14 protein-coding genes are annotated in these 11,898 nt (G+C 62.8%); 6 read left to right on the top strand and 8 right to left on the bottom strand.

All coding sequences use genetic code 11. The annotated features are described in order from the left end of the window. Window positions 1-15 precede the first annotated feature (15 nt). Genes ACSMXM_RS15110 through ACSMXM_RS15100 form a run of 3 tightly spaced genes read left to right on the top strand, consistent with a single transcriptional unit; the run spans window position 16 to window position 2,951 of the window. Window positions 16-1,056 (top strand): metallophosphoesterase family protein, encoded by a 1,041-nt coding sequence (locus ACSMXM_RS15110; RefSeq protein ID WP_460317251.1) that lies wholly within the window; start codon window positions 16-18, stop codon window positions 1,054-1,056. Window positions 1,057-1,109: 53 nt separating this feature from the next. Further along, window positions 1,110-1,901, top strand: a complete 792-nt coding sequence (locus ACSMXM_RS15105) for an SDR family NAD(P)-dependent oxidoreductase (RefSeq protein WP_460317250.1) — start codon at window positions 1,110-1,112, stop codon at window positions 1,899-1,901. A gap of 45 nt (window positions 1,902-1,946) precedes the next feature. Next, window positions 1,947-2,951, top strand: a complete 1,005-nt coding sequence (locus ACSMXM_RS15100) for a 5'/3'-nucleotidase SurE (protein WP_460317249.1) — start codon at window positions 1,947-1,949, stop codon at window positions 2,949-2,951. Here ACSMXM_RS15100 and ACSMXM_RS15095 read toward each other — a convergent pair. The 8 genes from ACSMXM_RS15095 to ACSMXM_RS15060 form a co-directional block, all read right to left on the bottom strand. Continuing rightward, a complete protein-coding gene (locus tag ACSMXM_RS15095; RefSeq protein WP_460317247.1) occupies window positions 2,944-3,612 on the bottom strand; it encodes a phosphatase PAP2 family protein in 669 nt (222 codons plus the stop codon). The genes ACSMXM_RS15100 and ACSMXM_RS15095 overlap by 8 nt on opposite strands. 119 nt (window positions 3,613-3,731) lie before the next feature. Then, the gene (locus ACSMXM_RS15090; protein ID WP_460317245.1) at window positions 3,732-4,085 is read right to left on the bottom strand and encodes a HesB/IscA family protein; all 354 of its coding nucleotides are present in this window, start codon (window positions 4,083-4,085) and stop codon (window positions 3,732-3,734) included. Window positions 4,086-4,123: 38 nt separating this feature from the next. Continuing rightward, entirely contained in the window at window positions 4,124-4,663 is a 540-nt protein-coding gene (locus ACSMXM_RS15085) for a DUF59 domain-containing protein (protein ID WP_460317243.1), read from the bottom strand. After that, on the bottom strand, window positions 4,660-5,883 hold the full coding sequence (locus ACSMXM_RS15080; RefSeq protein ID WP_460317241.1) for a cysteine desulfurase: 1,224 nt from the start codon (window positions 5,881-5,883) through the stop codon (window positions 4,660-4,662). The genes ACSMXM_RS15085 and ACSMXM_RS15080 overlap by 4 nt, the downstream gene beginning before the upstream one ends. After that, entirely contained in the window at window positions 5,880-6,992 is a 1,113-nt protein-coding gene (locus ACSMXM_RS15075) for a SufD family Fe-S cluster assembly protein (RefSeq protein ID WP_460317239.1), read from the bottom strand. Before ACSMXM_RS15075 ends, ACSMXM_RS15080 begins: the two co-directional genes overlap by 4 nt. Continuing rightward, the gene (gene sufC / locus ACSMXM_RS15070; protein ID WP_460317236.1) at window positions 6,989-7,729 is read right to left on the bottom strand and encodes a Fe-S cluster assembly ATPase SufC; all 741 of its coding nucleotides are present in this window, start codon (window positions 7,727-7,729) and stop codon (window positions 6,989-6,991) included. The genes ACSMXM_RS15075 and sufC overlap by 4 nt, the downstream gene beginning before the upstream one ends. A gap of 51 nt (window positions 7,730-7,780) precedes the next feature. Next, window positions 7,781-9,244 carry a Fe-S cluster assembly protein SufB gene (sufB, locus tag ACSMXM_RS15065; protein ID WP_460317235.1) on the bottom strand — a complete coding sequence of 488 codons (1,464 nt, stop codon included), beginning with the start codon at window positions 9,242-9,244 and terminating at the stop codon, window positions 7,781-7,783. Then, on the bottom strand, window positions 9,244-9,690 hold the full coding sequence (locus ACSMXM_RS15060) for an SUF system Fe-S cluster assembly regulator (RefSeq protein ID WP_460317234.1): 447 nt from the start codon (window positions 9,688-9,690) through the stop codon (window positions 9,244-9,246). The genes sufB and ACSMXM_RS15060 overlap by 1 nt, the downstream gene beginning before the upstream one ends. Window positions 9,691-10,090: 400 nt before the next feature. Here ACSMXM_RS15060 and ACSMXM_RS15055 point away from each other — a divergent pair, with 400 nt between their 5' ends. From ACSMXM_RS15055 to ACSMXM_RS15045, 3 genes are read left to right on the top strand one after another with little or no spacing between them, the layout of a single operon-like run. Next, the gene (locus tag ACSMXM_RS15055) at window positions 10,091-10,960 is read left to right on the top strand and encodes an AraC family transcriptional regulator (RefSeq protein WP_460317233.1); all 870 of its coding nucleotides are present in this window, start codon (window positions 10,091-10,093) and stop codon (window positions 10,958-10,960) included. Between the two features lie 41 nt (window positions 10,961-11,001). Then, window positions 11,002-11,472 (top strand): acyl-CoA thioesterase, encoded by a 471-nt coding sequence (locus ACSMXM_RS15050; RefSeq protein ID WP_460317232.1) that lies wholly within the window; start codon window positions 11,002-11,004, stop codon window positions 11,470-11,472. A gap of 2 nt (window positions 11,473-11,474) precedes the next feature. Beyond that, on the top strand, window positions 11,475-11,891 hold the full coding sequence (locus ACSMXM_RS15045; RefSeq protein ID WP_460317620.1) for a VOC family protein: 417 nt from the start codon (window positions 11,475-11,477) through the stop codon (window positions 11,889-11,891). The last annotated feature ends 7 nt before the right edge of the window (window positions 11,892-11,898 follow it).

The raw sequence follows: 11,898 nt of genomic DNA, 5'->3' as shown, positions 1-11,898 counted from the left end.
AAGGGACTCAGGCCCATGCAAAGACGCATCGGTTTCATCTCGCTCGGCGCCGTCTTGCTTGCCCTGCCAGGATGCGCCGCGGGTGGCACGCCGGAAGGGAGCGGCCTGGCCACACATCTGGTCGCCGGCAACGACCTTCCCGTGACCGAGACACCGCTGGTCCAGGATGACGGGCGGCTTCGCTTCGTTATCGTGGGCGATCGCACGGGGGGCCATCGGCCCGGCATATTCAGTCGCGCCATGCAGCAGATCAATCTGCTGCAACCCGAATTCGTGATCAGTGTCGGCGATCATATCGAAGGCTACACGGAAGACACGGCGGAGATCGATCGCCGATGGGACGAGGTCGAGGCGTCCATCGACACGCTCGAAATGCCTTTCTTTCACGTCGTCGGCAATCACGATATCAGCAATCCGCCGATGCAGGAGATATGGCGCCGCCGCCTGGGGCGGCACTATTACCACTTCCTCTACAAGGGCGTGCTGTTCATCGCCCTCAATACCGAAGACCCCCCGCCCTCCGGCAATGAGCGGCGAAAGCTGGCCAGCATGGCGGACCCGGAGGATCTGAAGCGGGTCTTTGCCGCGATGCAGGGCGACCCTGACGCCGCCGCGGCGCTCTTCTCCGGCGAGCCCCGTCTGGGGGAGCTTGCAAAGAAACTTGCCGGCTCCGAACGCATAGGCATCAGCCAGGCGCAATTGGATTATGTCGCAGAGGCGTTGGCGCAAAACCCCGACCCCCGATGGACGTTCGTCCTGATGCATCGTCCGGCATGGCGGACCAATTCGCCTGAGTTCGCTAGGATCGAGGCCATGCTTGAGGGGCGGCCTTACACCGTGCTGGCGGGCCATTATCATTCCTACGCCTACGAGCAACGGCTGGGGCGCGATTACATCATAACCGGAACTACCGGTGGCACACAGCAGGCCAATCCGGACAGCTCCGGCACAATGGATCACGTCATACAGGTGACGATGACCGAAGATGGCCCACGCATGGCCAACATCACACTTGACGGACTTTCCGGCAAGGAGGGTCCGCAGCAGACGGAATAAGCCCAGGGTGCCCCGCGCCCAACTCCCATTCAATTTCCATGAAAGACACGCCATTGCCCCCCATTTCCACCGACCTCCGCCCGCATCTTGCATCGCCGTCGACTGCAGTCATCGTCACGGGCGCAGCGTCCGGCATCGGACTCGCCTCTGCGCGGGCGGTGGCGGCGGTCGGGCGGCCGGTGGCATTATGGGACATTAACGGCACGGCCGCCGAGGCCGCCGCTTCGGAAATAGCGAAAGAATTCGGAGTGCCCACCTGCGTCGCAACTGTCGATCTGCGGGATGTAGCGGCCATTGGCCCGGCGCTGGAGCAAGCGCGGCAGGCGCTGCCGGCGATCGGCGGCCTGGTGCACGCGGCGGGCGTCGTCGATACCGGGTCGCTTGAGGGGATCACGGCGGACAATTGGGACGCGGGGATCAACGTGCACCTGCGGGCGCTGGCCCTCCTCGTACAGGCCATGTTGCCGGACCTGTCGGCCAATCCCGGTTCGGCGGTCGTGGCCATCGCGTCGATAAATGCCACGCTGGGGAATGCGACCAATCCCATCTACTCTGCGGCAAAGGGCGGTATGCTCTCGCTCGTGCGGTCGCTGGCCGACCGGCTGGCGCATGATGGTGTGCGCATAAATTCCCTTTCGCCGGGCATGATCGCGACGCCCATGATGCAGCCGACGCTCGACCATTTGCCAAAGGGGCAATTGGAGCGCCGCGTGCTGATGGAACGCATGGGGGAGCCGGAGGAGATTGGTCGCGTCTCGCGCTTCCTGCTATCCGACGAAGCGAGCTTTATCACCGCGGCGGAAATCGTCGTCGACGGCGGCAATATCTCGTCGCAGCGCCAATAGTCCGGCATGATCAGACACGCGACCCCCAGCTAAAGGAAATCGACAATGCGCATTCCCGGCATCGCAATGGCCGCCACCGTGGCCCTCCTCGTCCTGCAACCCTCGGCGGCGGCGGCGCGGAATATCATCCTTACCAATGACGATGGCCTGACGGGCAATGTCGTTGCGCTCTATCGCGCCTTGAAGGATCAGGGGCATGACGTGATCGTGTCCGTTCCCTGCAAGAACCAGAGCGGCATGGGTGCGGCGCTGCATATCGGCCGGGCGCTTGCCCCGCTGCAGGAGGACTGCCGCAACCAGGCCGCCCGTGCAGGTGACCCCGGTGCGGGTCCGGTGACGCACGCCGACTATGCGGGCGGTGATTTCTACTATGTGGACGGGACGCCTGTCATGGCCCTGCTCTACGGCCTCGATGTCGTGGCGGACCGGCGCTGGGACGCTCAGCCCCACCTGGTCCTTTCAGGCCCCAATGAGGGGCAGAATGTCGGCGCGATCGTCCTGAGTTCCGGCACGGTCAGCAATGCCCAGTTCGCAGCGATGCGCGGATTGCCCGCCATTGCCCTCAGCGGCGGCGCCGAAAGCCCCGGCGCGCAGGATCTGGTGACGCCACATTCTGAGGAGGTTGCGCGCCATTCGGTCAAATTGCTTCAGGCGCTTGAGGTCAATGCGGGCAGCGGTCCTTTGATGCCAACGGGCATCGCTCTCAATGTGAATTTTCCGGATGATCTGACAGATGCCGAATGGAAGCTCACGCGTCTCGGCACCTATAACGCCTATAATGTTGGCTTCACCGACAATCTGGCAGAGGCGGCATCGCCGACGATGGTGGAGATGGCCCGCGAGCGCGGCATCGAGGTGCCCCCGCTTCCGGGTGTCAGCTTCGAATTCAACGATACGGAGCCCGCGTCGGACCAGCTTGACGACGAATCCATCGTGTACCGCCAGAATGTCGCCATCAGTCCGATGCAGGCGGGTTATGCCCTATCGCCCGACGGCGAAACATGGCTCCGCTGGCAATTGGGCGACCTGCTGGCCAAGGATCTCAATTAGCAGCGGATGCCGCCCCGACGGCCCCTCTGCCGGATTCAACTTCGGGTATCGCGGCAGTGACCGCCCGGCCGGTCATCTTAACGACGGCCTCGGCCACTACGCCGATCATCAGTCCCGCGGCTACGTCCGATGGATAGTGGGAGCAGCGGGGGATCTGGGCGAGCGCAACTGCGCCAGCTGTAGATATGGCAAGGGTCTCATATTCGGGGTATTCCGTCGACAGCGCGCGCGCGACGGCGATTGACCCTGCGCTGTGTCCGGATGGAAAACTGGACCTTGCCTTACTGGTGTCTCGCCCGGCGTAGGGCTTATGATCCTTCTCCGTCGCAGCACTGTTTGGGCGGGATCGTATGATCCTGTGCTTGATAAAGGTTTTCGCATGCGTGGCGACTTCGTGGGCGATCAACATGCGCACACCGGCACGCAGCATGCGGCGATCACCGCGTATCAGGCCCAAAACGGCAGTTCCGCCCGACAAGATCCGTAATTGGGGCTGGTCGCCGATCTGGCTGCACCAGGCCAGAGCCTTTACGGGCGCGCTGCTGCGATAGGGCAAGGCAAGTTCGCATACCCTCCTGTCGATTTCCAGCAGTGGCTCCGCTACGTCCTGAAGGTCTTTATCTTCAAGATCTTTGCCTTCAGTGTCTTTGTCATCGCTCATGTTCGATAGAACGGCGATCCGGCGGAATTGTGCCACTGAAAGCAGAACATTGGCTAGGATATGGGCCGGGGCGGAACTGCTCGCTGCCCGGCGGCTGACCCGGCAAATTTATGCGGCGTTTATACCGTGAAGCTTTCCCCGCACCCGCACATGCCCTTCGCATTTGGATTTTCGAACGTGAAGCCGGCGGTGAAATCATCCTCCTGCCAGTCCATGCGGCTGCCGATCAGGTACAGGAGCGATGGACCGTCCACATACAGTACGCCGGCGGGTGTCTCGACCTTCTCGTCGGCAGGCTCAGGCGTTTCGACATAATCGATGGAATAGGCGAGGCCGGAACAGCCGCGACGCGGCGTCGACAGACGCACGCCGGAAGTACCCTCCGGGGCGTCCTTCATCAATTCCTCGATGCGCGCCACCGCACCCTCTGTCAGGGTGATGGGGGCGGGACGTTCGCGAACCTTAGTGGCCATAATTTCCTCCTCGGTCGAAGCATCGCTTCGGTCGACCGTTAAAGCATTCCCAGTTCGAGCTTTGCCTCGTCCGACATCTTTGCCGGATCCCAGGGCGGATCCCAGACCAGATTGACCTCTGCACTACCGACGCCGGGAACGGCGCCCGTGCGGATTTCGACTTCTGCAGGCATCGACTCTGCCACCGGGCAATGCGGGGTGGTCAGCGTCATGGTGACGACGGCGTGATCGTCGACGATTTCAATGCCGTAGATCAGACCCAGATCGTAGATGTTGACGGGAATTTCGGGATCGTAGATCTCGCGCAGCGTTTCGACGACCGCTTCGTAAAGCTCGCCGCCGGGCGCGCCCTTCACCGGGGTATTGGGCTGCGATTTCAGGAAACCGTCCAGATAATCCTTGCCGCGCTCACCGTCCTTGTCGCCGTCCTTGTCCTTGTCCTTGTCCTTGCCCCGATCCGGGCCGTCGAACATGGGACTGGCGGCACGGTTCGTGGATTGCAGCGCCGGGTCCATGAAATCGTCCATCGGTCCAGGCGCCATGGGACGCTCGCGATCCTTCTGCTGCTGTTCACTCATCCGAAAATCCTTTGTACGCGCTCCAGGCCGGCCACGAGCTTCTCGACATCTTCCGGCCCCGAATAAATGCCGAAACTGGCGCGGGCCGTGGCGGGTACGCCCAGCACGCGCATCAGGGGCTGGCAACAATGATGCCCGGCACGGATCGCCACCTGTTCCTCGTCCAATATGGTGGCGATGTCGTGCGGATGAACCCCCTGCATGGTAAAACTGACAATGCCGGTGCCGTCTTCGGGACCGTGGAGCGTCAGCGAATTGATCGCGCGCAGCGCCTCCCTTGCCTGCATGGCAAGCGACCGCTCGTGCGCGTCGATGACATCCAGGCCGATGGAGTCGACATAATCGATGGCCGCATGCAGTCCGACGGCGCCGACGATATGCGGCGTGCCCGCCTCGAACCGACCGGGCGGCGGGGCAAAGGTGGACCCTTCGAAGGTCACCTCCTCGATCATCGATCCGCCGCCCTGATAGGGGGGCATGGTCTGCAATATGTCGCCCCGCGCCCACAGCACGCCGATTCCCGTGGGGCCGTACAGCTTGTGGCCGGAGAAGGTGTAGAAATCTGCGTCCAGCGCCTGCACATCCACCGGCAGGCGCGGTGCCGCCTGGCACCCGTCCACCAGCAGCTTTGCACCCACCGCATGGGCGGCGTCAGCTATTGGTTTCAGGTCGGTGATGCCGCCCAGCACGTTCGACACATGGGTTACGGCCACGATCTTCGTCCGGTCGGTAAGCAGATCGGCCAGGGCGTCCGTGTCGATGCGCCGGTCCGCCGTCAGCGGCGCCACATCGATGTGGGCGCCAACCCGCTCCGCCAGCAATTGCCACGGCACGATGTTGGAATGATGTTCCAGCGCGGAAATCAGGATGCGGTCGCCCCGCCCCACATTGGCGCTGCCCCAGCTATAGGCGACCAGATTGATCGCCTCCGTCGCGCCGCGCACAAAAACGCACTCGCTGGCAGTGGGGGCATTGATGAAGCGGGCCACGCGCTCCCGCGCCGCCTCATACCGCTCCGTCATGGTGGCGGACCGGGCATAGACGCCGCGGTGAACGGTGGCATATTCCTCGCCATAGGCACGGGTAATCGCGTCGATGACGATACCCGGCTTTTGCGCCGTCGCGGCCGAATCGAGATAGGACCAGCCCGGCGCCAGGCCGGGAAAATCGGCGCGATGGCTGCCACCCGTCGCAGGCGCTATGGCGGCGACGGGTGTCACTTCACGCGTCCCAGCGCCGCGCGGGCATCCGCGCCAAGCACCTCCCGCAACTCCGCATTTTCAACGGCTTCAAACGCGTCCGCGACAAAGGCTTCGGTCAACAGGTTACGCGCCTCGCTGGACGGAATGCCCCGACTGGCAAGATAGAACAGCGCATTCTTGTCCAACTCGCCGACGGTGGCGCCATGGGCACATTTCACGTCATCGGCGAAAATTTCCAATTCCGGCTTTGCGTTCACCGTCGCCGTCCTGTCCAGCAGCAGGGCCTTCACATCTTCATTGGCGTCGGTCTGCTGCGCGCCCCGCGCGACCTCTATGCGCCCGGCAAAGCTGGCCTGTGCCCGGTCGCCCGCCACCGTACGCCAGGTCTGGCCGCTCGTGCCGCCAACGCCCTCGTGGCGAATGCGGCCGACAATGTCGAACACCTGCTTGCCGCCGGCAACCATCGTGCCATCGACATGGGCATCGGCCTCGTCGCCCAGGGTCAGTGCATATTCGCTGCGGACGGAGGCGGCATTGGCGATCATGCTGATTGATCCGTAATGCGCCGCCGTTTCCAGCGCGCCCGTCACGCTTTCCGTCCAGACGCCGCCCTGTTGCAGGACACGAACCGCACGCCTGACCCTGCCGCGCATGCCGACATTCGCTGTGACGGCGACATTGGTCCAGCAATCCCCGCCGCCGACATAGGTCTCGACAACGCGAATCGCCTCGCCCGCCGGACAGTCATAATGCAGGTCCAGATGCGCCTGACCGCCGCTTGCGAAGTGAATCAGATGCACACGCTCTCCGGGCCGAGCGGTTACGCGGACGGCGCTGTGCCGCGCGGCAAGCGCGCCCAGCGGCCCGCGTTCGGGCGCGTGCGCTTCGGCCTCGGTCGTGACATGACCCGGCGTCGACCCCTGATCGATGAAATGGCCATCGACGAAGATCAGCAAGGGGCCGTCATGGTCCGGGATCAGGTAGGGCGCGGCATCGGGCACCGCATCATTGGCGGCATCGCGCGGGGATGCGTCCAGCGCAGCCTGAATCGCGCTCAGATCGGACCAGCGCCAATCCTCGTGCCGCTTCGGAAAGCCAAGCTCTTCAAGGCGTACGGGCAGGCTCAAGCTGCAATCCCCACATAGCCTTCGCGCTCCAGTTCGGCGGCAAGTTCCGGCCCGCCGGAACGGGTGATGCGGCCGTCCTGCAGCACATGGATGCGGTCGGGCTTCACATAGTCCAGCAGACGCTGATAATGCGTGATCAGCAGGAACGACCGGCGCGGATCGCGCATACGGTTGATGCCGTTCGCCACCACACGCAGCGCGTCGATGTCCAGACCTGAATCCGTCTCATCCAGCAGCGCCAGTTTCGGCTGCAGCAGCGCCATCTGCACCATTTCGTTGCGCTTCTTCTCGCCGCCGGAAAAGCCGACGTTCACGCCGCGCTTCATGTGATCCATGCTCAGGTCGAAGGCTTCCGCCTCGTCCCGCGCGGTCCGCATGAAATCGCCCGCCGAAACGGTATCTTCACCTCGGCTGGTGCGCTGCGCGTTCAGGGCGGTACGCAGGAAATTCAGATTGGAAACACCCGGAATCTCGACAGGATATTGCAGGCCCAGGAACAGCCCGGCCGCCGCGCGCTCGTGCGGGTCCATTGTGAACAGATCCCTGCCGTCCAGGGTGGCGGTGCCGTCCGTCACCTCATATCCGGCGCGTCCCGCCAGAACATAGGACAGGGTCGATTTCCCCGACCCGTTCGGCCCCATAATGGCGTGAACCTCCCCATCGGGCAGGTCGAGCGAAAGCCCCTTGATGATCGGCTTGTCGCCGACGGAGGCGTAGAGATTGTCTATCTTAAGCATATCAGTTCCTGCTCCCCTCCGCGTGGAGGGCATCATATAAATTCGTGACGATCACCCCACGGCCCCTTCCAGGGAAATCCCCAGCAGCTTCTGGGCTTCAACGGCGAATTCCATGGGCAGCTGCTGCAGCACTTCCTTGGCAAAGCCATTGACGATCAGGGCCACGGCCTCTTCCTCGTCCAGACCGCGCGACTGGGCGTAGAACATCTGATCGTCGCTGATCTTGCTGGTCGTCGCCTCGTGCTCAATCTGCGCTGAGGGGTTCTTCACCTCGATATAGGGCACGGTGTGGGCGCCGCTGTCCGACCCCAGCAGCAGGCTGTCGCACTGCGTGAAGTTGCGGACATTCTCGGCGGACGGTCCCACGCGGACCAGGCCGCGATAGGTATTGTCGCTCTTTCCCGCGCTGATGCCCTTCGAGATGATGGTGGAGCGGGTGTTCGCCCCCAGGTGGATCATCTTCGTGCCGGTATCCGCCTGCTGGTAATTATTGGTCAGTGCGACGGAATAGAATTCGCCGACCGACGATTCGCCGGACAGGACGCAGCTGGGATATTTCCAGGTAACAGCACTGCCGGTTTCGACCTGCGTCCATGAAATCTTCGACCGGTCGCCTTTGCAATGGCCGCGCTTCGTGACGAAATTATAGATGCCGCCCTTGCCGTTCTCGTCGCCCGGATACCAGTTCTGGACGGTGGAATATTTGATCTCAGCATCGTCGAAGGCGACCAGTTCCACGACCGCCGCATGCAGCTGGTTTTCGTCGCGCATCGGCGCGGTGCACCCCTCAAGGTAGGAGACATAGCTGCCCTTGTCGGCGACGATCAGCGTGCGTTCGAACTGGCCGGTATTTTCCGCATTGATGCGGAAATAGGTGCTCAGCTCCATGGGACAGCGCACCCCCTCCGGGATGTAAACGAATGTGCCGTCGGAAAAGACCGCGCAGTTCAACGTGGCGAAGTAATTGTCGCGCTGCGGCACGACCGATCCCAGATATTTGCGTACCAGATCAGGGTATTCGCGGATCGCCTCCGATATCGACAGGAAGATGACGCCCGCCTTCGACAATTCCTCGCGGAACGTGGTGGCGACGGAAACACTGTCGAACACGGCATCGACGGCAACCTTGCGCGCGCCCTCGACATTGGCGAGCACCTTCTGTTCCTCGATGGGAATGCCCAGCTTCTCATATGTGTCGCGGATCGCCGGATCCAGATCGTCTAGACTGTCCAGCTTTGGCCGAGCTTTCGGCTCGGCATAATAATAGGCATCCTGATAATCGATGGGATCCATCTTCAGCTTGGCCCAGTCGGGGGTCTCCATCTTCTCCCACATGCGAAAGGCCTTCAGCCGCCAGTCCAGCATCCACTGCGGCTCGCCCTTCTTCAGGGAGATGTAGCGGACGGTATCTTCGCTGAGGCCCTTGGGCGCCATTTCGGATTCGACGTCGCTGGAGAAGCCCCATTTATATTTTGAGGCGTCCTTGGCGAGGGCGATGGTTTCGGCATCTGCCATCAGGCGGGTTCCTTGAGTCTGGATTCATGCGCCGTCACCGGCGCGGGAAGCTGGGCGAGGTCGGCAAGGCTGACGTCGCTGAGCGCGCCCCTTACCTTCCGGTTGATCAGCGTCCAGTGCGGCTTCATCCGGCACTGGGATCCGATTGCGCAATCGTCCGCACCTTCGTGCAGACACTGCGTCAGGCCGATGGGACCATCGACTGCCTCAACGATCTCGGTCAGCCGGATGGCACCTGGCGGTCGCGAAAGGCTGACGCCGCCCAGGGCGCCACGGGCCGACGCCAGCAATCCCGCGCGCGCCAGCAGAACCGTCAGCTTTGCGGCGGTCGGGGCGGGAATGCCCGTATCGGCGGCAAGAGCCGCGGCGCTGACACGCGTCTCGCTTTCGGCCAGCCGCACCATGGCGACGACCGCATAATCGGCGAGATTTGACAGGCGTAACATCAATTCGGACCTTTCCGGTCCTCTTTATATTGGAGCCGCCGTGACGCTTTCAACCCGCGCTCCGAACAGCCCCGCTGCATGTGACGCGCTTGCCCGGCAAGGCAGGGGGTGGGAACAGTAGAAAATTGCGAACAAGGTCGAAAAATTGTCGGTTTTGTACAATTAGGACGGCCGTGGAAAGACTATGTATCGCTGGGACTGGATCGTTGGCGGGTACGCTGGTACGCAACTCGCACGTCACGCAAGCCAACAAGAACGCACGCCTGCGATCCACGAAGCGTACGGGATGATATGTCGGCAGCTCCCGCATCTCATCCCGTACTGACTTCGTGACGCCTCCTTTATGAATTAGGCGACTCGCCAGCGCAAGGGCGCCACCTTATACGGCACGGCATCGTCCATGCGGCCGGGGGGGTCTGTTCTGTCGATCATCGACATGCGCTTTTACGAGCCCGCGCCGGACCTGCGCGGGCTAATATCGAAATACTACGTCCTGGATTTCGACGTCCCGCGTCTGTCGGACATTATTCAGACGGAGGCGACCAATATTCGCTTCGCGCTGGGCGGCAGCTATCGCATGGCGCTGGCGGGTGCGGACATCGCCTGTAGCGGCGCGACGATGTTCGGTCCGCGCACGCAGCCGCTCAGCATGACCGCAACGGGCCCGGGTCGCGCGCTGGGCGTCGGCGTCCTTCCCATGGGCATGCAGGCCATTGCCGGGTTTTCCGCGCGCGAACTGACGGACAAGATTATCCCGCTTGCAGATGTGCTGGGCGCCGCCGCGGTCGAGGCGCAGGATCGAATGCTTCACGCCCCCGACGACCAGACCCTGATCCGGATTGCCGACGCCTTCTTCCGCGCCGCCTGGCGCCGCCGACCCGACCGCGCCGCCCTGTTCCAGCAGGCAGTAGCAGCATGGCTGAAGGATTGCGACGATCCCCAGATCGACGATCTGGTATCCACGTGTGACCTCAGCGCGCGGCAGGTGGAACGGCTGACGGCACGCTATTTCGGCATGTCGCCAAAGCTTCTTGCGCGGCAGGGGCGGGTCCTGCGCGCGGCCGCGAAATTGCGCCTCGCGCCGGATCTGTCGTGGACCGACGCGGCGGGGGCAGGCTTTTTCGATCAGTCCCACTTCATTCGCGATTTCCGGGCATTTGTCGGCATGACCCCCACTGAGTTCCGCCAGAACAAGGCACCCGCAACCAGCGCCGGCCTAAGGGCGCGCACGCGCGAGCGGCTGATCTCTCCCCTGTCGCTGCTCAGCTAGCCCGCCATGACAAGGCGGGGGCGATAGGATACACGCCCGGCATGGCCCGCTCCGACTTCCGTTTCAGATTTCCGCTGCGCGTTCGCTATGCCGAATGCGATATGCAGGGCATCGTCTTCAATTCGCGCTACCTGGAATATCTCGATGTCGGCGTGACCGAATATTGGCGCGCCGTCGGCGCCACTGCGGAAAATTGGGGCGCGGAGGATTGGCGCAATTTCGATTTCCATGTGGCACGCAACCTCATCGACTACCGCAAGCCGCTATTGCTGGACGAGACGTTCGATATCTGTTTGCGGGCGGACAGGATCGGTACCACATCAATGTCTCTGACCTGGGAAATCCACGGGCATGCAGAGGGCGACGATCAGGACGATCTGAGGGTTGAGGGCGCGCAGGTGTGCGTCCATGTAGCCACGGCCCGCGGCGCACCGGCGCCGGTGCCCGCCCAGGTGATAGAGATGTTTTCAGCCTATGAAGGGCGCGAACTGCAACGAAAGGCGGCAGCATGAGCATGAAATATCTGCACACCATGGTCCGCGTGTCCGATCTGGACGCGTCGATCCGCTTCTACGAACTGCTGGGATTGAAGGAGATGCGGCGCAAGGATGTGCCGCAGGGCCGCTTCACGCTCGTCTTCATGGCCGCCCCGGACGATGCGGGTGGAGAGGTCGAGCTGACCTATAATTGGGACCCCGAAACCTATGATGGCGGCCGTAATTTCGGCCATCTCGCCTATGCCGTCGACGATATTTACGACAGCTGCCAGCGCCTGATGGATGCGGGTGTCACCATCAACCGACCACCGCACGACGGCCGCATGGCATTTGTTCGATCACCCGACGGAATTTCCGTGGAACTGCTGCAGGCCGGCAACGCCCTTCCCCCGAAGGAACCCTGGGCGTCGATGCCAAACACTGGCAGCTGGTAGCCGGTCG

Source organism: Pacificimonas sp. ICDLI1SI03 (genome assembly GCF_054740865.1).
Note: the sequence above shows the minus strand (reverse complement) of the source record. Positions and strands in the feature narration are given on the sequence as shown.

Excerpts from the sequence above, each read along its gene's own strand:
- ACSMXM_RS15045 (WP_460317620.1), top strand. The coding sequence starts at position 11,475 with ATGAAATATCTGCACACCATGGTCCGCGTGTCCGATCTGGACGCGTCG.
- ACSMXM_RS15085 (WP_460317243.1), bottom strand. The coding sequence starts at position 4,663 with ATGAGTGAACAGCAGCAGAAGGATCGCGAGCGTCCCATGGCGCCTGGA.
- ACSMXM_RS15095 (WP_460317247.1), bottom strand. The coding sequence starts at position 3,612 with ATGAGCGATGACAAAGACACTGAAGGCAAAGATCTTGAAGATAAAGAC.
- ACSMXM_RS15090 (WP_460317245.1), bottom strand. The coding sequence starts at position 4,085 with ATGGCCACTAAGGTTCGCGAACGTCCCGCCCCCATCACCCTGACAGAG.
- ACSMXM_RS15110 (WP_460317251.1), top strand. The coding sequence starts at position 16 with ATGCAAAGACGCATCGGTTTCATCTCGCTCGGCGCCGTCTTGCTTGCC.
- sufC (WP_460317236.1), bottom strand. The coding sequence starts at position 7,729 with ATGCTTAAGATAGACAATCTCTACGCCTCCGTCGGCGACAAGCCGATC.
- ACSMXM_RS15100 (WP_460317249.1), top strand. The coding sequence starts at position 1,947 with ATGCGCATTCCCGGCATCGCAATGGCCGCCACCGTGGCCCTCCTCGTC.
- ACSMXM_RS15060 (WP_460317234.1), bottom strand. The coding sequence starts at position 9,690 with ATGTTACGCCTGTCAAATCTCGCCGATTATGCGGTCGTCGCCATGGTG.
- ACSMXM_RS15055 (WP_460317233.1), top strand. The coding sequence starts at position 10,091 with ATGCGGCCGGGGGGGTCTGTTCTGTCGATCATCGACATGCGCTTTTAC.
- ACSMXM_RS15050 (WP_460317232.1), top strand. The coding sequence starts at position 11,002 with ATGGCCCGCTCCGACTTCCGTTTCAGATTTCCGCTGCGCGTTCGCTAT.
- sufB (WP_460317235.1), bottom strand. The coding sequence starts at position 9,244 with ATGGCAGATGCCGAAACCATCGCCCTCGCCAAGGACGCCTCAAAATAT.